Genomic DNA, 18,690 nt, shown 5'->3' on the forward strand with positions numbered 1-18,690 from the left:
CTTAAGAGCCCTAGGAGACGGTCGCCGCCCGCAACACCGGGCGGGTCAGTACGACGAGACCGGTGGCTGCCGCGGCGACCGAGATGCCGAGGCAGACACCGGTGATGCCGACCCCGTTCACATCCGCGAGACCGCCGAGCACCGGGTTCATCACCACGAGCGCCAGGCTCTGACACAGCACGACGACGGACTGCAGGCGGGACTGGTACTCGCGCTCGACCGAGTTCATCAGCAGCGGCAGCACGTGACCGGTGAACGTCCCCACGCCGATCCCGCTCAGCATGCCGGCCGCAAAGGCCAGCGGCAGCGGATCCAGGACAGAGAGCCCGAACAGACCGACCGCCGCGACCAGGAGGCCGACGGCGGCGAAGATGCCCGGCCGTGGAAAGGCGCCACGCATCAGGATGCGCAGCGCGATCACCCCCACGCCCAGACTCCGGCTCGCGACGAGCAGACCCGCGGTCGCGGCGTCCCATCCGTGCGACCGAGCGAGCAGCGGGAACAGCAACGCGTCCAGCGGCATCAGCAGACCGGCGGCGACAGTCATCGTGATCAGCAACGCCCGCGTGAGCGGACGGCCGAACGCGACCTTGATCCCGGCCACGATCGACCGGATCATCCCGGTCGGCATCCGCCCGGGCGGTGCGATCGTGTTCCGCAGCAGAATCAGTACGACGATCATCACGCCGAACGTCAGCGCGTCGAAGCCGGCCGCGGCCTTGAGCCCGGCCCAGTTCACCAGCACGCCGCCGACCGCCGTACCGGTGACGGCGAACACGACGCCGGTGACCTGGAAGCTGGCCAGGGCCCGCGGTACCTGGTTCGCCGGGACGAGCAGGCGTGGCATGGACCGCGACGACGGCAGGAAGAACGCGTCGATCACACCGACGACGAGCGCCAGTACGACGAGCAGCCACACCGGCTCGCCCACGTGCAGCGAGGCCGGCACGAGGGCCGCGGTCACGACGAACATCGCCATACAACTGGCGAGCAGAACGCGGGGTGCACCGAACCGATCGCCGACCGCTCCGCCGACCAGCAGCAGGGCGGCACGCGGAGCCGCGGCCAGCAGCAGGACCAGTCCGGCGACACCACCACCGTGCCGGCTGGCCGACCATCCGATCGCGAACGTCATGGTCAGGTCACCCAGCAGCGAAACGGCAGCACCGAACAGCCAGATCCAATACCGGACCGGGATGCGCTGTGTATCCGAATCAGTGGGCGGAGTCACGATCGACGACCTTAGACGACAAGTGATGGGACCTGACGAATACCCTCTGCCAGCCTGTGGAAAACTGCCGTCGGCTCAGCCTTTACGGATATCTTCAGCCCCATCACGCACAGTGGCGCCTTTGGCCCGGGCGAGGTCGGCCAGACCCTCCTGGAAAGCGATCATCCGGTCCCGCAGCTTCTCGTCGGAAGCGGCCAGGATCCGGACCGCGAGCAGGCCCGCGTTCCGGGCGTTGCCGATCGACACCGTCGCCACCGGAACCCCGGCCGGCATCTGCACGATCGACAGCAGCGAGTCCATTCCGTCCAGATACTTCAACGGCACCGGTACGCCGATCACCGGCAGCGGAGTCACCGCCGCGAGCATGCCCGGCAGGTGCGCGGCCCCACCGGCGCCGGCGATCAGCACCTTCAGGCCCCGCTCGTGTGCTGACCGTCCGTAATCGATCATCTCGACCGGCATCCGGTGCGCGGAGATGACGTCTGCCTCAAAGGGCACGTCGAATTCGTCACACACCTCGGCCGCGGCCTTCATCGTCGGCCAGTCGCTGTCCGACCCCATCACGATGCCAATCACTGTGCTTCCTATTCGTCGATGGTGCCGGTCAGATAGGCGGCCGCGTGCCGCGCTCGTTCACGGGTCTTCTCGAGGTCGTCGCCGTACGCCGTGACGTGGCCGACCTTGCGACCCGGCTTGACCGACTTCCCGTAGAAGTGGACCTTCAGCCCGGGATCGCGGGCCATGCAGTGCAGCAGCCCGCGGTGCATATCGTCGACGTCGCCGCCAAGCACGTTCACCATCACCGTGTACGGCGCTCGCGCGGCCGGCGATCCGAGCGGCAGATCGAGGACAGCGCGGAGGTGGTTCTCGAACTGCGAGGTGACCGCGCCGTCGATCGACCAGTGACCGGTGTTGTGCGGGCGCATCGCGAGCTCGTTGACGAGCAGTCGCCCGTCCCGGGCCTCGAACATCTCGACCGCGAGGATGCCGACCACGCCGAGCTCGCCGGCGATCCGCAGGGCGGTCTGCTGGGCCAGGGACGCTTTGTCCGGGTCCAGGCCGGGAGCGGGTGCGGTGACCTCGACACAGATCCCGTTCTCCTGGACCGACTCGACAATCGGGTACGCGACCGCCTGGCCGTGCGGCGACCGGGCCACGATCGCGGACAGCTCGCGGACGAAGTCGACCTTCTCCTCAGCCAGGATCGGTACGCCGGAACCGAACGCGGTGGCGATCTGCGCGTCGTCCGGCCCGTCCACGAACCAGACACCCTTGCCGTCGTACCCACCGCGGGTGGTCTTGAGGATGATCGGGAACCCGCCGACCCGCTTGGCGAAGTCGGCGACGTCGGCGGCGGTCTCGACCACCTGATGGGCCGGTGCGGGCGCGTCGAACGTGTCGAGGCGCTGGCGCATGACCGCCTTGTCCTGAGCGTGGACCAGCGCGTCGGGACCCGGGAAGACCTTGATCCCGTCGGCTTCGAGCGCGTGCAGGAGATCGGTCGGGACGTGCTCGTGGTCGAAGGTGACCACGTCACACTCGGCGGCGAACCGGCGTACCGTCTCGGGGTCCTTGTAGTCGCCCACCGGGGCGTCGGCGACCGCCTGGGCCGCGGACACGGTCGGGCCTTCGGCCAGGACGCGGAGCTGGATGCCGAGCGCGATCGCGGTTTCCTGCGTCATCCGGGCCAGCTGACCACCGCCGACCATGCCGACGACCGGTGTCCCGACGGGGAGATCGTTACGAGCGAACTTCACGGACGTGAGCCTAATGTCCATACATCACCGGACGTACGGCGGCCACAGTATTGGATCAGACAGCTCATCGCGTCGGTATTGGACCGGACAGCTCATCGCGTCAGGACGCACGCGGGATTTCAGGGTCGGCCCGGTCGGCGGGTACCGTGGGGAGCTGCCCTCCCGTTGCGGTGTGATCACAGAAAGTGCCCGAGACCGTTGAAACTCGTCACCACGCTGTATCGCCAGGTCGAGCACCTGGTGCACGAAGTGGCCAAGTTCGGTCTGGTCGGTCTGCTCGGTCTCGTCGTGGACCTGCCGATCTACAACTGGCTGGTGTTCAACAACCCGCTGGTGCTGGCTGACTCCGGCGAGGGCATGCTGCACCACAAGCCGCTGACCGCCAAGCTGATCTCGACCACGGTGGCCACGGTCGCGACGTACTTCGGGAACCGGTACTGGACCTGGCGGCACCGCGAGCGCAGCGGACTGCACCGCGAGTACGTGCTGTTCTTCGTGCTGAACGGCATCGGCCTGCTGATCGCGGCCGGCTGCCTCGGCTTCTCCCGGTACGTGCTCGACATGCACAGCTGGCTGTCGGACAACATCGCCGCGAACTTCGTCGGCCTGGGGCTCGGCACGCTGTTCCGGTTCTGGTCGTACCGCAAGTTCGTGTTCCGCGAAGAGATCGAGCTGGACGAGGCCGAGCACCACCCGGCGCCGGACACCCCGGCCGCACTCTCCGACGGCACCGCGTTCGACGACGAGAACACCGGCGACTTACCCGTCGTTCGCTGACCCTGGCTGGTCGATGACGTACCCGTCTGCGCCGTCACGCCGTCTGCACCCAGGCGTCATTGTCAGCATCGTGCTCGCCGTACTGCTGCTGGTGAGCATCGTCTCCGGCGTCGCCGCGGTCGCCATCGTGCGGGCCGATGCGAGTTCGCAGGCCAAGCGCGCCGACGACCTCCAGTCCAAGCTCGACGCGGCCGGGCCGGGCGCGCAGGTGCAGAAGGACGTGCTGGCGGCTGCGCAGGCTGATGTGCCGGTTCTGTTCAGCTACGACTACCGCAAGCTGGACGACTACGCGGCGGCGACCAAGAAGGTCACGACCGACCAGTTCGGCGCCGAGTTCGGGCAGACCGTGACCGCGATCCGCCCACAACAACTGAGCCAAGAGGCCGTCGCCCAGGCCAAGGTCATCGACGCCGCCGTCAAGGACGTGACCGCTTCCACCGCCCACGTCCTCCTGTTCGTCGACACCTCGACAACAACCAAGACCCTCAAAACCCCCAGCGTCCAACGCACCCGAGTCCAACTAACCCTCCAATCCGTCAACGGCCAATGGCTCGTCGACGGCGTAGAGGCGGTCTGACCCCCGCGGAAGTGTGTTGTTGACCGGGTGTCGGTGGGGCGTGTGAAGATGCGACGGTGAACGAGATCGTGGTGCGGGCGGGTGTGGCTGAGGACTATGAGGCCGTGTCGGCGGTGTTTGCCGGGGCGATGATGTTCGATCCGTCGGATGACGACGAGTTGGGCAAGCAGCAGTTCGAGCCTGAGCGGGCGTTGCTGGCGACCGACGGCGCGGAGGTCGTCGGCACGACCAGGGCGTTGACGCGGGATCTGTCCGTGCCGGGCGCGGTGGTCGCGGCCGCCCACGTGACCGGAGTCGGCGTACGGGCGACGCATCGAAGGCGCGGCGTGATGTCGGAGTTGATCTCACGCCAACTGCGCGAGGTCCCGGAGGCGATCGCGGTGCTGTGGGCCAGCGAGCCCGGGATCTACGGCCGCTTCGGGTACGGCGCCGCCGCATGGGGGACGTCCTACGAGATCGACCTCCGCCGGGTCGGGCCGCCGCGGGTGGAGCTCCGGCCGGGCGAGCTCGGCGTACTGACCGCGGATGAGGCCCTCAAGGAGCTGCCGCCGCTGCTGCGGGCCCTGCAGGAACGACGGCCGGGTGTGTCCGGTCGGTCGGACCTCGGCTGGCAGAAGCATCTGGAGGACAAGAAGGACCATCGCGACGGCCGGATCGAGCGCCAGATCCTCGTGCACCGCGACGAGGCCGGCACCCTCGACGGGTACGCGTTGTGGCGCGGCAAGATGAACTGGGAGGCGACCGGCCCGGCCAACGAGGTGCTGGTCGAGGAGCTGGTCGCGCTCAGCCCGGCGGCGTACACGGCGTTGTGGCAGTACGTCCTGACCCTGGACCTCGCCGCGACTCTTGGGTACGGGTACGCCGCACTGGACGAGCCGCTGCAGCAACTCGTCACCACGCCGACCGCGCTGAACCGCCGGGTGAGCGAGTCGCTCTGGGTCCGGATCACGGATGTCGCGCGGGCCCTCGGACAACGCCAGTACGCCGTCGCCGTGGATCTCGTCTTCGAGGTTGCCGACGACATCATTCCGTCCAACGCCGGGCGGTTCCGGCTGACCACCGACGGCGCCTCGGTCAGCTGCGAACCCACCGACGACCCGGCCGACCTGACCCTCTCCATCCGCGAGCTCGGCGCCGCCTACCTCGGCGGCCGGACCTTCGCCGAGTTCGCCGCCGCGGGCCGCGTCACCGAACACACCGAGGGCGCCCTCAACGCAGCCTCCTCGGCGTTCGCCTGGCCGATCGCCCCCGTCAGCCTCGAGGTGTTCTGACGCTGCTCAGATCGTCACGATCGCAGTGATACCCAGGGCTATGCCGGTGAGATAGGTGCCGAGGGCACCGACATCGCGGAGTGGCCCGTGTGCCGCAAGGGTCTTCGCCGAGAGCATCCCGACCGCATGCGTGGTCCGGACGACCAGCGACGCAATCGCCAGTACGTCGACCACCCAACTGCTCGACAGCGCCGAACACACCAGCAGCAGAACGATCATCGTCGGGACGTACTCGGCCGCGTTGCCGTGCGCGCGGATCGCGATCAGCAGGCGGTCCGCCGGGTCGGTCGGCGCCTGGTTGCCGGCCCCGCGGAGCGCGCGGTTGCGGGTGACGTTGGCGCCGAGGACGAAAAGCAGGATGCCCAGCAGCGCGATGCAGACGATCGTGACAGTACTCATGACGAGACTCCTTCTGGGAGCAGCGCGGGCTCGATGAGCCGGCGAACAATGGTTTCGCTGAGGTGGGTGCCGAGTAGGGCATCGGTCTTGTGCATGCCACCCGGGCAGGTCACGTTGACCTCGATCAGCCGGCCGCCGATGACATCCACTCCGGCGATCGCTAGGCCGTGATGTCGCAGGACCGGACCGAGGCTCGCGACGATCGCGCGGTCGGCGTCGTCGATCGGAGCCGACGCGACCGGCGGCCCGATCCGGAAGTCGTCGACGGCCGGCCGGCGCAGGACGGCACCGACGAGTTCGCCGTCCACCAGGAACAACCGTTTGTTGCCGTGCGCAACTGCCGGTAGATACTCCTGAGCAATCACGGCCCGGCGCCCGCCGCGGGTCGCCGACTCCAGCAGCGCGACCGCGGTGTGGTCGTCGGACACCAGCCAGACGTCGATTCCGGCAAACCCGTCGACGGGTTTGACCACCGCCGTACCGACCGAGGCTACGAAGTCACGCAACCTGGCGACCGAGGCACCGACGTACGTCGACGGGCACAACTCGGGGAACCGCAGCGCGACGAGCTTCTCGTGGATCGCCCGGATCCCGTCCGGACGGTTGACGACCCGAGTGCCCGCAAGGTCCAGCAGGTACGTCGTGTGCAGGTACCGCGCGTCCACGGGTGGATCGATCCGCAGGTGCACCAGGTCGAAGCCGGCGACTCCGACCGTGGCGACGTCCACCTCGTCCCACCACACCGCGTCGACGATCCACCGGTGGTCGTCTCCCGCCGGGCGACGCGGTCGGAGCCGGATCCGGTGAGCGCGCGCCTGCAGCCGCCCGCTCACCACGGCGAGTTCCTCGGGCTCGCAGTACCAGACGTCGAGGCCGAGGTCCTGGGTGGCACTCATCAGGCCGATGGTCGCGTCGATGTCGGCGTGCAGCCCGGCCAACGGGTCGGTGACGAACAGGACGCCGTTCATGCTGCCGCCGCCGATCCGTCGAGCTCGCCGGCCGCAGCGGCGTGCCAGTGGTCGGCCAGACGGGACCGCTCCGGTTCCAACGCAGCCAGGACGCGCCGGCGGCGATCGTCGTCGTACATCAGGCTGGTGAGTGCGGCGATCGCGCGGCCAACGGTCGCAGGTTCCTGCGCGTCGAGGAAACGGACTTCGAGGTACGTCGCCCGCGGCCGGACCGGCGGGAACATCGTGGTCAGGTGCGCTGCCGGACCACCCTCGACGAAGACCGTCGCACCCGCGGCCAGGTCGGCGTACGCCGAGATCGGGTCATCGCCGTACAGCACCCGGTCGTCGAACCCGGTGCGGGCCGGATCGAGGTCGAGCCAGGCCGCCAGCCGCCCGTCCGGGCCGGCGCTGCGCGCGAACGCGGCCGCCAGGAACGGCCCGGCCAGGTTGAGGATCCGCCATTGCTCGATCCCCGCGCGCCCCGGCCACCAGTCGAGGCACACCTGCGTCGAGGCGGTACGCCGCATCATCCGCCGGCCGGACGGTCCGATGGTGTCGAAGTGCCGTTGCATCGCGACGTACCGCGGACTCGTCAGCTGCAGCGGCACCTCCGGGCGGCGGTCGACCGGGATCGCCTGGATGCGGATCCCATCGGCGATCAGCTGACGTTCGAGGTCGGCCGTCAGGACGCACAGCAGGTGGGCCGGGTTCGGGCCGCAGGGCAGGCTGAGCTCGAGCTGACCGCCGGGCTCGAACCCGACGTACGGCGAAGCGGACGTGGGCGCGGCGGCTCGCCGTACGCGCTCGATCGGTACGGGGTCTCCGGTCGCGGCGTCGCTGACGACGAACTCCTGCTCGACGGCGACCCGGACCGACCGGCGGTGGCCGCGGGTGAACTGGGCCGCAACGGCCGCGCGTAGCTCCTTGGGGTCCATCGGGCTCTCCTGATATTGTAAGGATTCCTGTCGACATATTGGAAGGTATCCTTACAAGATGTCAAGAGTTGAGCTGCCGCGGCCGGACCGCAAGCCATTGATCGCGCTGGTCGACCGGGCCAATCGCGCCCTCCAGACCGACATGGTCGGGACCGCCCACCGCCGCGGGCACCCGGAGGTCAAGCCGGCCCACAACTCGGTCTTCGGAACGCTCCCCGCCGACGGCGCTCGGGCGGCGGACATGGCCGCCCGCTCCGGCATGACCCGGCAATCGATGGGCGAGGTGATCCGCGAGCTGGTCGCCCTGGACATCCTTGAGATGCGCAGCGACCCCGACGACGGCCGCGCCAAGATCGTCACCTACACCGACCACGGCGCCTCTGTGGCCGCGGACGGTTACCGCCATCTACAGGAACTCGAAACCCGCTTCACCGAGGAATTCGGCCCCGATGCCTACGAAATCACCCGCAAAGTCCTCGACCGCCTGCCTGCCCTGCTCGAAGCCTGGTCCACAGACGAGCACAATTAGCGGTCGTCGTCGGAGCTGAAGAGGGTTTGGCTGTCTTCCTCCGAGCGGGGTTGCTGTTGCTGCTGCGGCCTGCGGCGCATGTGCTCGGGCGGATCCTCGTTCTCCAGGATGCCGTCGCCCATCCGACCCTCCGGACCGCCGAAGAGGAGGTCGGACATCTGCAGGTGGACGTGTTCCACATGCGGTACGTCGGGCAGGACGACCTGTCCACGCTCTCCGGCGGACTCGATGTGCAGGGTGCCGCAGCCGAGCAGCCGGTCGATCAGGCCGTGCTCGTAGGAGACGTCGTTGATCCGCATCAGCGGGATGTCTCGGCCGGTGCGGGTGAGGATGCCGTGGCGGGTGATCAGGCGGCGATTCGTCACGGTGTACGTCGAGAAGTACCAGTCCAGGAAGGGCTTCAGCGCGAACGCGGCCAGGATCACGACACCGACGGCGAGGATCGCGATCCGGGCCGGGGTCTGCATCGACCCGGTCGGCACGATCGCGGCCAGGAAACCACCTGCTCCCGCCACCACCAGCAGCAGGAACACCGGGAAGATCAAAGCCTTCCAGTGCGTCCGGGTGCTGACGACGACATACTCGTCCTCACCCAACAACTTCGCCGAGATCGCCATGAGCCCAGTTTCACAGGTCCCGGGTTCCCTGTCCTCCCCCGACACGACCGAGCCACTCGCACACCGACCGAGCCGCGCTGGCCCCGGGGAGAGCAGATTCCGATCGGGCAAAGAAGTGGTTTAACACTTCACAAAATGCATACAGTGCGCCAGTATGCGCGAGGGGTCACCACAGGGGGGCGGGAGAAGGAGCCGTGATGGGCATCTTGTCGATACTCGATCGGGAGCACACCGTCGCACCTCCGGGATACAGCCGCTGGCTGATCCCGCCGGCCGCGCTGGCGGTTCACCTGTGTATCGGGCAGGCGTACGCGACCAGTGTGTACAAGACGTCGATGGTGAAGCATTTCGACACCAGTCAGACCGCGGTCGGCGTGATCTTCAGTATCGCGATCGTGATGCTGGGCCTGTCCGCTGCGATCGGCGGAACCTGGGTCGAGCGCAGCGGCCCACGCAAGGCGATGTTCGTGTCCGCCTGTTTCTGGGCCACCGGCTTCCTGGTCGGCGCGCTCGGCATCGGCACCGGCCAGCTCTGGCTGGTCTACCTCGGGTACGGCGTCATCGGCGGCATCGGCCTGGGAATCGGCTACATCTCGCCGGTCTCCACGCTGATCAAGTGGTTCCCGGACCGCCCGGGACTCGCGACCGGCCTGGCGATCATGGGATTCGGCGGCGGCGCACTCGTTGCCAGCCCGCTGTCCCGGCAACTGCTCAGCCTGTACGACTCGGGTTACGACCCAGACGTCAGTACGTCGGTAGCCGGCGGCGGGGCCTTGGTCGGGCTGTTCCTCACCCTCGGCGTCGGCTACTTCGTGATCATGATGTTCGGGGTGTTCAACATCCGGGTTCCCGCGGACGGCTGGGCGCCGGACGGGTTCGACCCGGCCTCGGTCAAGCAGAAGGCACTGGTCACCACAGCCAACGTGTCGGCGGCGAACGCGATCAAGACGCCGCAGTTCTGGTTCCTCTGGGTGGTGCTGTTCTGCAACGTCACCGCGGGTATCGGCATCCTCGAGCAGGCCAGCCCGATGATCCAGGACTTCTTCCGGGCCTCCGGCGGCAAGTCCAGCGTCGCGGTCGCGGCGGCCGCGGGGTTCGTCGGATTGTTGTCGATCTTCAACATGGCTGGGCGATTCGGCTGGTCGACCACGTCGGACCTGATCGGCCGCAAGCCCATCTACGCGATGTACCTGGGCGTCGGCATCATCGCGTACTTCCTGCTCGCCACCGTCGGGCACAACAGCACGGTCATCTTCGTACTGCTGGCCGCGGTGATCATCTCCTTCTACGGCGGCGGGTTCGCGACGGTTCCGGCGTACCTGCGGGATCTCTTCGGCACGTATCAGGTCGGCGCGATCCATGGCCGGCTGCTGACCGCTTGGTCGGCGGCGGGGATCGCGGGTCCGCTGATCATCAACGGGTTCCTGGACCGTGAGGGCAAGCCGGGCACGCTGACGGCCGCGGCGTACCGGCCGGCGTTGTTCACGATGGTGGGTGTGCTGGCGGTCGGGTTCATCGCCAACCTGCTGATCCGGAAGGTGTCCGAGCGGTTCCACGAGAAGTCCGAGTCGACGGTGGAGGCATCCTCATGAACCAGACCCCACGCCTGGTGATCTCCTGGCTCCTCGTCGCCGTCCTCCTCGGCTACGGCGTAGTAGAAACCCTCATCACAGCGGTGAAGATCTTCACGAGCTAGTAGAAGAAAGGGAAGGAAGGAAGAGGAAGGGAAGGGTAAGGGGCGGCCAAGATTTTCACGAGCTAAAGCGAAAACGATCAAGTAAGTCGGCCTGGGCGGCGGCACGATGGTGGGTATGACCACCGACGTGTTCGCCGCCTTCGTCGATGTACTGGCCGACGCGCTCGACGATCACGAGGCGAACGCCACCGAACTGGCGGCCCGGGTCCAGCTGTCGCGATCTCATCTCGATCGAGTGGTCGAGACCGCGGCGGGCGAGCGGCCGGGCGCCTTCCGTCGCCGCATCCTGCTCGAGCGGGCGGCGTACCGGCTGCTGACCGGCCCCGGCCACATCCTCGACGTCGCGGTCGAGGCGGGCTACGGCTCCCACGAGGCCTTCACCCGCGCCTTCACCCGCGCGTACGGCGTCGCCCCGCGAGCCTGGCGTGGTCGCCCGGACCGGATCCGGATCGACGCGCCGAGTGGCATCCACTTCCACCCACCGAACGGCCTGCGGGTACCGGCCAGGGACAAGGTGACCTCCATGGATCTTCTCCGTACGATCGTCGACCATCACGTCTGGCTGCTCGGCGAGATGTGTGACCAGGCGGCGACACTGACCGACGAGCAACTGGACACCCCGATCGAGATCTCGGTCGAAGGCATCGACACCGATCCGACGCTTCGCTCGCTGCTGTCCCGCCTGATCGGCCAGCTCGGGATGTGGCACGCGAACCTGGCCGGTCAGGAGTACGACTTCGCTGTAGAACAAGGCGAAAGCGTGCAGAGCATGCGGCGCCGGCTGGACGAGGTCGGCCCCGCGTTCGCCGCCGAGGTCGGTGCGATCTGCGCCGGCAACCGCCTTGACGAACTCGTCGTCTGCCCCGGTGATTCGGTCGAGGTCTACACGGCCGGAGCGATGATCGCGCACGTGATCACGTTCGCGTCGTACCGCCGTACCCTCGTCGCCGGCGCCCTGCACGACGCCGGCTGCCCCGACCTCGACAGCGGTGATCCGATCCGGTGGATCACCCGGGCGACCTGATGCCCGCCCAACTCGTCGCGGTCAACGTCGTCCACGAGCTGATCCGCGGTCCGGTCCGCTGGACCGCGATCGACAAGCGCCCGGTCACCGGCCCGGTGCCGGTCGGCGAACTCGGGCTCGCCGGAGACCAGCAATGCGACAAACGGTTCCACGGCGGACCGGACAAAGCGCTCTATGCGTACGCCGAGGAGGACGCCGACTGGTGGTCGACCGAACTGGACCGGGACATCCCGCCCGGCCTGTTCGGCGAGAACCTGACGACGCACGGCCTGGACATCACCCACGCCTTGATCGGAGAACGCTGGCGGATCGGCGGGCCGAAGAACGGCATCGTGGTCGAGGTGCGGTCGCCCCGCGATCCCTGCGGAAATCTGTCCGCCCGGGTCGGAATCCCCAAGTTTCACAGGCGATTCGTGGCGACCGGCCGGGTCGGCGCCTACCTCAAGGTGGTGTCGACCGGTCGGGTGCAGGCAGGCAATCGCATCGTCGTCGTCCACCGCCCGGACCGCGGCGTCAGTATCGCCGAGGCGTCAGGCGCTGCGTAGGTGGGTGACGTCGCCGGCGGCCAGCGGGCGTGGACCGTCGGGAGTGTCGACGATGAGACGGCCGTCGTCGGCCAGGTCCCGTGCGGTGCCTTCGAGGAAGGTCCCGTCGGGCAGTTCCACCCGGACCTTGCTGCCCAGCGTGGCTGAGAGCTCGCGGTACTCGGGCAGGATCGTGGCCGGGTCTCCGGCTGCGTCCACCCAGGCCTGATAACGGCCGGACAGCTCACGCAGTATGGCTGCCAGCACCGTCGCGCGGTCCGTGGTGACAGCCTTCTCGAGCGCCAGTGAGGTCGCGGCGGGGTGCGGCTTCTCGGCCTCGCGAAGGGTGACGTTCAGGCCGATCCCGACCACTGCGGCCGGTCCGTCGATCCGCTCGAGCAGGATCCCGGCCAGCTTGCGGTCCTCGACCAGTACGTCGTTCGGCCACTTCACCAGCGCAGGGACCTCCCCCACCTGGCGTACGGCGGCCGCCACGGCCAGCGGGACCAACAGACCGAGCCATGGCCACCGAGACGCGCTCACAGCAGTCGGACGCAGCAAAGCCGACATCAGCAACGCCGAACGCGGTGGAGTGGTCCACGTACGCCCCAGCCGCCCACGACCGGACGACTGGTACTCCGCAGCCACCACCAACCCCTCGGCCGCTCCCTCAGCCGCCGCAGCCGCGACAACCGCGTTGGTCGACGGCGTCTCCGCGAGTATGTCGATCTGGGTCCAGAACGAGCCAGGCCGAACCAGCCGCCCCCGCAAGAACCTCGCATCCAGGGGCGGCCGTTCCAGGTCGCTGAACATCAGCCGGTGTTCTGCAGACCGGCGGCAACGCCCGAGACGGTCAGCAACAGCAACTGCCGGGTCCGGACGATCTGCTGCTCATCCAGCGAGTCATCGGTGCGCAGGGTCCGCAGTGCCCGCAACTGCAGGTAGCTGAGGGCATCGACGTACGGGTTCCGTAGCTCGACCGCTCGGCCCAGCACGCGGCGCGCGACCAGCAGGCGATCCTGGTCGAGCACCTTGAGCACCCACTCGGTCGTGAGCGCGTGCTCGTCGAGCATCAGCTGCGTCAGGTCCGCCCGGTCGCCCAGCTCCAGATAGCGGCCCAGGATGCGCCGGTCGGTCTTTGCCAGCGACATCTCCGCGTTCTCCAGCATCACCTGGAACAGCGGCCAGTTCTGGTTGGCGTCCCGCAGTGCGGCGACATCCCCGACCGCAGCGAGTGCCGTACCCAGGCCGTACCAGCCGGGCGCGTTGACACGGGCCTGCGACCACGCGAAGACCCACGGGATCGCGCGCAGGTCCTCCAGCGAGGACACCGCGACCCCACGCCGTGCGGGCCGCGACCCGAGCGGCAGCTGACCCAGCTCCTCCAGCGGCGTGACGCGGCCGAACCACTCCGCGAACCCATCCGCCTTCACCAGCCGGTGGTACGCCGTACGCGCGGCCTCGTCGAGGGTCTTCTCGATCTCGGCGAACCGATTGGCCGCCGCGGCCGCCCGCTCCTCGATGGCCGGAGTGGACGCCAGCAACGTCGCCGCGGTCACCTGCTCGATGTGCCGCTGCGCGATCGCCGCGTTGCCGTACCGGGCCGGAATCGCCTCACCCTGCTCGGTGAGCTTGAACCGCCCGGCCACCGACCCAGGAGCCTGCGCCAGTACGGCGCGGTTCGCCGGACCACCGCCACGCCCCAGCGCCCCACCACGACCGTGGAACAGGGTCAGCCGGATCGCATTGCGCTGCGCCCACGCGGTGATCCGCGCCTGCGCGTCGTACAGGGCCAGTGTGGCCGACACCGGGCCGACGTCCTTGGCGGAGTCGGAGTACCCGAGCATGACCTCGAAGCGCCGGTCGTTGGCGGTGAGACGGTGCCGGACCCGGGTGAGCTGGATCGCGTTGTCCAGCACCTCCACCGAGTTCTGCAGGTCCTCACCGGTCTCGAACAGCGGTACGACGTCCAGCTCGATCGGACGGCCGTCCAGGGCCGCATCCGCGAGCTCGTAGACCGCTGCGAGGTCGCCGGCGTTCCGGGTGAACGAAACGACGTACCGACGGCACGCCTCCGGGCCGAAGCGCTGCTGGATCTGCCCGATCACCCGCAGCGTCGCCAGCACCTCCTCGGTCTGGTCGGACAGCTCGCCGCCACCGAGCACCTCTTCGAGGGCCTTGGTGTGGACGGACGAGTGCTGGCGGACCTCCAGCTCGGCCAGGTGGAAGCCGAACGAGTTGACCTGCCAGATGAGCTGCTGGAGGTCGCCGTACGCCTGGCGTGGTGCGCCTGCGGTCACCAGGGAGTCCTGCAGCACCTTGAGCTCGTGCAGGAAGTCAGCGGCCCGCGGGTAGCCGAAGTCGGCGTCACGGGCGCGGGTCGCGGCCAGACGCTTGGCTGCGAGCAGCAGGAGCTGTCGGTGCGGCTCGGCGGGCGAACGAGTCTCGATGTCCGCGATCAGCTCGGGGTTGACGGCCCGGGCGTCCTCGAGGATCCGGCGGACCGGTGCGGACGGCGGAGTGGTCGCCGCGTCCAGGGTCAGGGCGCGGCCGAGTACGTCGGTCGCCTGTTCGAGCGCCCGCAGTACGTGGTCGGCCTGGATCTGCATGGCCTCGCGGGTGATCGCGGCGGTGACGTTGGGGTTGCCGTCGCGGTCGCCGCCGATCCACGAGCCGAGCCGGACGAACGGCGCCACCACGGGCAGCCGGGTCCCGGCCGCGTCACCGGCGAGCGCGTCGTCCAGCCGCCGGTAGACGTTGCCGATGACATCGAAGAGGGTCTCCTCGAAGACGGCCATCGCGGAGCGGACCTCGTCCAGCGGCGACGGACGGCTGGTGCGCAGCTGCGACGTACGCCACAGGATGTCGACCTGCTCGATCAGGCGGCGCTGGTTCTCGGCGAGCTCGCTGTCGCCGGTGCGCGGGTCGCCGCGCTCGTCCAGCAACGACGAGATCCGCCGGATCGTCGCCAGCACGGCGCGCCGGCGGGCTTCGGTCGGGTGCGCGGTCAGCACCGGGCGGAACTCCAGCCCGTTGAGGAGTGCGCGAGCCTGCTGCTCGCCGCTCTCCTTCGAGATCTGCTCGACGGCCTGGGCCAGCTCCGACACCGACGGGGCCTCGCCGGAGCGGTCCCGCTCACGCAGCACGCGGGCGCGGTGCAGCTCCTCGCTGAGGTTGGTCAGGTGGAAGTAACAGGTGAAAGCCCGCGCGACGTCCTCGGCCCGCTCATGCGGCCAGGAGGCGACGAGTTGCTCGGCCGCTGCGCCGTCTCCGGCGATGGTCAGCTCGCGGAGTTTCTCCACGTCGTCGAGCAGCGGCTGTCCGGCGTACTCGACCAAAACCTTGCCGAGGATCTCGCCGAGCAGGCGGACGTCGGCCCGAAGTTCTTCGGGCACCTCGAACCGCGCGCGGGTACGGGTCTCACTACCGGTCTCGGTCACGTTCGCCCACCCTATCGGCGGTCGCCCGCGATCGCCGCACAGTCCGCCCACTGGAAGCCGATCGTGACCCTCTGCTCAGCTACTTCACAGTAAGGAATCAAACGTTCCCGAACCCGCCACCAACGACCTGGGACACCACTTTGGCCAGCTCCACCGGGCTGCGGTCGGTGCCGTCGACGACGAGCATCCGGGCGCAGGCCTCGGTCATCGAGGCGAGCATCTCGGCCAGCACCGGGAGGTTCGCCTCCGGGTCGGTGACGCCGGGCAGGGACTTCAGCAGGGTCAGCCGCAGGCCTTCGACCAGGAACGCACGGGCGGCCCGGACCCGCTCGGACACCGCGGGTGCGGCGCCGTACTGGGCTCCGAAGACGATCCGCCAGGAGCGCGGATTCTTCGCGGCCGTGGTGAGGAACGCGGTCAGGCCGTCGAGGACGTGCTCCTCGGGCGTGCCGACGCTCGGGTCTGCCGGCAGCGCGGAGACGATCGAGGTGACCAGGTGCTGCTCCTCGCGGGCGAGCAGGGCCAGCAGCAGCTCGTCGCGGTTCGCGAAACAGTCGTAGACGACGGGTTTGGTCACGCCAGCGGCGTCCGCGACCGACTGCATCGTCGTCCCGGGATAGCCGTTCGCGGAGAAGACTTCGAGGGCTGCGTCCAGGATCATCGGACGGCGTCGCTCCGGGCCGAGGTGCGCCGCGCGACGGCGTTTCTCAGCATCCTCCACCACTTGACAAACCTACCAGATCGTAGGAAATTCCTACGGTCTGGTAGGAACTGCCGCGGGGGTGGTCGATGGCCGAGCGAGGCAGTGCGAGCTGGCTCGATGCCGATGGGCTCACCACCCTGGATGCAACCGAGTTGGCGCGATTGGTCGACCAGACGTCGGAGCGGGAGCTCCGGCATCGGCTCATCGGGGGTCTGCGAGAGGTCGCGTTGCGCGAGATCTTTCGCCGGATGCCGGAGTACCTCCGTCCCGCCCGGGCCGCCGGGTTCGATGCAACCGTCGCCTGGCAGATCACGGGCGCGGGCGAGGACGGCCGACTCGACGTGGACGAACGCTGGATCCGGATCCGCGACAGCCGGTGCACGGTGCTCACCGGTCAGCCGGAGACCGTGGACATCTCGATCCGGACCGATCCTGCCACGCTGCTGCGGGTTGTCACGGGCAACGAGGACCCGGTGCTCGCCGTACTCAAGCAACGCCTCTCGGTCCGCGGTGACCTCGCCCTGGCCGCCCGCCTGACCAAGATCTTCGTCGTCGGACCAGCCTGATCAGCGCGCGTCCCTCCCGTGCTGGGCGGACTGCTCGGAGGATGCTGCCACGCTGGCCGGCGCGTTCACCGGCGCCTGCGCCCTAGGCGTGCTCAACGCCGCGTCGTCGCCAACCCGGTCACCTGCTCGCCGACCCGGGCGCCTCCGCCATTCGGACCTGCTCGGCGAGCTCGGCCGGCAGCGTGCCACCGGTGTGTCTGGCGACGCGCTCGTACATGTCCCGGACCAGGTCGTCGACAACAGGCTCAGCCACCCCGGCAACCTATCGAGCGTGCGGGTTCAGTCGGGCGGCGTTGCGGCCGACGTCACAGGGCGGTACGGCGTACTGACGCGTAGGCTGCCCGTCTATGGGAGAGACGGTGAACATCCACACCACCGCCGGCAAGATCGCGGATCTCGAGAACCGGCTGGACGAGGCCGTGCACGCCGGGTCGGAGCGCGCGGTGGAGAAGCAGCATGCCCGCGGCAAGAAGACTGCCCGGGAGCGGATCGCGCTGCTGCTGGACGAGGACTCCTTCGCCGAGCTGGACGAGTTCGCCAGACATCGCTCGACGAGCTTCGGCCTCGACACCAACCGCCCGTACGGCGACGGCGTGGTGACCGGCTACGGCACCATCGACGGCCGCCAGGTGTGCGTGTTCGCCCAGGACTTCACCGTCTTCGGCGGCAGCCTGGGAGAGGTCTTCGGCGAGAAGATCCTCAAGGTGATGGATCTGGCCACCAAGATCGGCTGCCCACTGATCGGCATCAATGACTCCGGCGGCGCCCGGATCCAGGAGGGCGTGGTCAGCCTCGGCCTGTACGGCGAGATCTTCCGCCGCAACGTCCGTGCCTCCGGCGTGATCCCGCAGATCTCTCTGATCATGGGCCCGTGCGCGGGCGGCGCGGTCTACTCCCCCGCGGTCACCGACTTCACAGTCATGGTCGACGAGTCGTCGTACATGTTCATCACCGGTCCGGACGTGATCAAGACCGTCACCGGTGAGGACGTCACGCAGGAGGAGCTCGGCGGCGCCCGTACGCACAACACCAAGTCCGGCAACGCGCACTACCTCGGCAGCGACGAGGAGGATGCGATCGAGTGGGTGAAGGCCCTGGTCGGTCACCTCCCGCAGAACAATCTCGAGGACCCGCCGGTGTACGACGCACCCGCGGACCTCGAGCCGACCGAGACCGATCTCGCCCTGGACACGCTGGTCCCGGACTCGCCGAACCAGCCGTACGACATGCACACAGCGATCGAGGCGGTCGTCGACGACGGTGAGTTCCTCGAGGTGCAGACGCTGTTCGCGCCGAACATCATCGTCGGCTTCGGCCGGGTCGAGGGCCGCCCGGTCGGGGTGGTCGCGAACCAGCCGATGCAGTTCGCCGGCACCCTCGACATCGACGCGTCCGAGAAGGCGGCCCGGTTCGTCCGGACCTGCGACGCGTTCAACGTGCCGATCCTGACCTTCGTCGACGTCCCGGGCTTCCTGCCCGGCACCGACCAGGAGTGGAACGGCATCATCCGCCGCGGCGCCAAGCTGATCTACGCGTACGCCGAGGCCACCGTGCCGATGATCACCGTCATCACCCGTAAGGCCTACGGCGGCGCGTACGACGTGATGGGTTCGAAGCACCGACAAGGACTCGGTCGACGCGACGATCGACAAGGCCATGTCGGTCACCGACCAGCCGGTCGTGGTCGACTTCGT

At 68.6% G+C, this 18,690-nt stretch carries 20 protein-coding genes; 9 read left to right on the forward strand and 11 right to left on the reverse strand.

Annotated features, from left to right (window positions below):
• Positions 1-10 precede the first annotated feature (10 nt).
• The 3 genes from AB0L70_RS29500 to AB0L70_RS29510 form a co-directional block, all read right to left on the reverse strand.
• Positions 11-1,231, reverse strand: coding sequence for an MFS transporter (locus AB0L70_RS29500; protein WP_363689834.1), 1,221 nt, complete (start codon positions 1,229-1,231; stop codon positions 11-13).
• A gap of 75 nt (positions 1,232-1,306) precedes the next feature.
• Positions 1,307-1,792 carry a 5-(carboxyamino)imidazole ribonucleotide mutase gene (purE, locus tag AB0L70_RS29505; RefSeq protein WP_363689875.1) on the reverse strand — a complete coding sequence of 162 codons (486 nt, stop codon included), beginning with the start codon at positions 1,790-1,792 and terminating at the stop codon, positions 1,307-1,309.
• A gap of 23 nt (positions 1,793-1,815) precedes the next feature.
• Positions 1,816-2,988: a 5-(carboxyamino)imidazole ribonucleotide synthase gene (locus AB0L70_RS29510; RefSeq protein ID WP_363689836.1), complete on the reverse strand. Its 1,173-nt coding sequence runs from the start codon at positions 2,986-2,988 to the stop codon at positions 1,816-1,818.
• Positions 2,989-3,186: 198 nt separating this feature from the next.
• Between AB0L70_RS29510 and AB0L70_RS29515 the strand changes: the two genes are divergently transcribed.
• The 3 genes from AB0L70_RS29515 to AB0L70_RS29525 are packed head-to-tail and all read left to right on the forward strand — an operon-like array spanning position 3,187 to position 5,613.
• Entirely contained in the window at positions 3,187-3,765 is a 579-nt protein-coding gene (locus AB0L70_RS29515) for a GtrA family protein (protein WP_363689838.1), read from the forward strand.
• Between the two features lie 13 nt (positions 3,766-3,778).
• Entirely contained in the window at positions 3,779-4,342 is a 564-nt protein-coding gene (locus AB0L70_RS29520) for a hypothetical protein (RefSeq protein ID WP_363689840.1), read from the forward strand.
• A 56-nt stretch (positions 4,343-4,398) separates the two neighbouring features.
• Positions 4,399-5,613, forward strand: a complete 1,215-nt coding sequence (locus tag AB0L70_RS29525; RefSeq protein ID WP_363689842.1) for a GNAT family N-acetyltransferase — start codon at positions 4,399-4,401, stop codon at positions 5,611-5,613.
• A gap of 6 nt (positions 5,614-5,619) precedes the next feature.
• Here the strand turns inward: AB0L70_RS29525 and AB0L70_RS29530 are convergent, their stop codons facing one another.
• Genes AB0L70_RS29530 through AB0L70_RS29540 form a run of 3 tightly spaced genes read right to left on the reverse strand, consistent with a single transcriptional unit; the run spans position 5,620 to position 7,897 of the window.
• Positions 5,620-6,012 (reverse strand): MAPEG family protein, encoded by a 393-nt coding sequence (locus AB0L70_RS29530; protein ID WP_363689844.1) that lies wholly within the window; start codon positions 6,010-6,012, stop codon positions 5,620-5,622.
• A complete protein-coding gene (locus tag AB0L70_RS29535) occupies positions 6,009-6,980 on the reverse strand; it encodes a hypothetical protein (protein ID WP_363689846.1) in 972 nt (323 codons plus the stop codon). The genes AB0L70_RS29530 and AB0L70_RS29535 overlap by 4 nt, the downstream gene beginning before the upstream one ends.
• The gene (locus AB0L70_RS29540; protein WP_363689848.1) at positions 6,977-7,897 is read right to left on the reverse strand and encodes a glutamate-cysteine ligase family protein; all 921 of its coding nucleotides are present in this window, start codon (positions 7,895-7,897) and stop codon (positions 6,977-6,979) included. Before AB0L70_RS29540 ends, AB0L70_RS29535 begins: the two co-directional genes overlap by 4 nt.
• Positions 7,898-7,955: 58 nt before the next feature.
• On the opposite strand from AB0L70_RS29540, the gene AB0L70_RS29545 reads away from it, so the two are divergent.
• Positions 7,956-8,426, forward strand: coding sequence for a MarR family winged helix-turn-helix transcriptional regulator (locus tag AB0L70_RS29545; RefSeq protein WP_363689850.1), 471 nt, complete (start codon positions 7,956-7,958; stop codon positions 8,424-8,426).
• Here AB0L70_RS29545 and AB0L70_RS29550 read toward each other — a convergent pair.
• Positions 8,423-9,043, reverse strand: a complete 621-nt coding sequence (locus AB0L70_RS29550; RefSeq protein WP_363689852.1) for a PH domain-containing protein — start codon at positions 9,041-9,043, stop codon at positions 8,423-8,425. The genes AB0L70_RS29545 and AB0L70_RS29550 overlap by 4 nt on opposite strands.
• A gap of 197 nt (positions 9,044-9,240) precedes the next feature.
• Between AB0L70_RS29550 and AB0L70_RS29555 the strand changes: the two genes are divergently transcribed.
• The 3 genes from AB0L70_RS29555 to AB0L70_RS29565 all read left to right on the forward strand — a co-directional run bounded on the left by AB0L70_RS29555 (position 9,241) and on the right by AB0L70_RS29565 (position 12,308).
• On the forward strand, positions 9,241-10,635 hold the full coding sequence (locus AB0L70_RS29555) for an OFA family MFS transporter (RefSeq protein WP_363689854.1): 1,395 nt from the start codon (positions 9,241-9,243) through the stop codon (positions 10,633-10,635).
• A gap of 219 nt (positions 10,636-10,854) precedes the next feature.
• A complete protein-coding gene (locus AB0L70_RS29560; RefSeq protein WP_363689856.1) occupies positions 10,855-11,763 on the forward strand; it encodes a helix-turn-helix transcriptional regulator in 909 nt (302 codons plus the stop codon).
• On the forward strand, positions 11,742-12,308 hold the full coding sequence (locus AB0L70_RS29565; RefSeq protein ID WP_363689858.1) for an MOSC domain-containing protein: 567 nt from the start codon (positions 11,742-11,744) through the stop codon (positions 12,306-12,308). Before AB0L70_RS29560 ends, AB0L70_RS29565 begins: the two co-directional genes overlap by 22 nt.
• Here the strand turns inward: AB0L70_RS29565 and AB0L70_RS29570 are convergent.
• The 3 genes from AB0L70_RS29570 to AB0L70_RS29580 all read right to left on the reverse strand — a co-directional run bounded on the left by AB0L70_RS29570 (position 12,294) and on the right by AB0L70_RS29580 (position 16,451).
• The gene (locus tag AB0L70_RS29570; RefSeq protein ID WP_363689860.1) at positions 12,294-13,100 is read right to left on the reverse strand and encodes a biotin--[acetyl-CoA-carboxylase] ligase; all 807 of its coding nucleotides are present in this window, start codon (positions 13,098-13,100) and stop codon (positions 12,294-12,296) included. The two genes, AB0L70_RS29565 and AB0L70_RS29570, sit on opposite strands and share 15 nt — an antisense overlap.
• Positions 13,100-15,727: a phosphoenolpyruvate carboxylase gene (locus AB0L70_RS29575; RefSeq protein ID WP_363689863.1), complete on the reverse strand. Its 2,628-nt coding sequence runs from the start codon at positions 15,725-15,727 to the stop codon at positions 13,100-13,102. The genes AB0L70_RS29570 and AB0L70_RS29575 overlap by 1 nt, the downstream gene beginning before the upstream one ends.
• Before the next feature lie 97 nt (positions 15,728-15,824).
• Positions 15,825-16,451: a TetR/AcrR family transcriptional regulator gene (locus AB0L70_RS29580; RefSeq protein ID WP_363689865.1), complete on the reverse strand. Its 627-nt coding sequence runs from the start codon at positions 16,449-16,451 to the stop codon at positions 15,825-15,827.
• Positions 16,452-16,516: 65 nt separating this feature from the next.
• Between AB0L70_RS29580 and AB0L70_RS29585 the strand changes: the two genes are divergently transcribed.
• Positions 16,517-16,996: an SCP2 sterol-binding domain-containing protein gene (locus tag AB0L70_RS29585; protein WP_363689867.1), complete on the forward strand. Its 480-nt coding sequence runs from the start codon at positions 16,517-16,519 to the stop codon at positions 16,994-16,996.
• A 118-nt stretch (positions 16,997-17,114) separates the two neighbouring features.
• On the opposite strand, the gene AB0L70_RS29590 is transcribed toward AB0L70_RS29585, so the two are convergent.
• On the reverse strand, positions 17,115-17,249 hold the full coding sequence (locus AB0L70_RS29590; protein WP_363689869.1) for a hypothetical protein: 135 nt from the start codon (positions 17,247-17,249) through the stop codon (positions 17,115-17,117).
• 94 nt (positions 17,250-17,343) lie between these two features.
• Between AB0L70_RS29590 and AB0L70_RS29595 the strand changes: the two genes are divergently transcribed.
• On the forward strand, positions 17,344-18,690 hold a 1,347-nt coding region (locus AB0L70_RS29595), incomplete at its 3' end, for an acyl-CoA carboxylase subunit beta (protein WP_363689871.1).

Origin of the sequence: Kribbella sp. NPDC051952 (assembly GCF_040680855.1) — a bacterium.
Lineage (GTDB): Bacteria > Actinomycetota > Actinomycetes > Propionibacteriales > Kribbellaceae > Kribbella.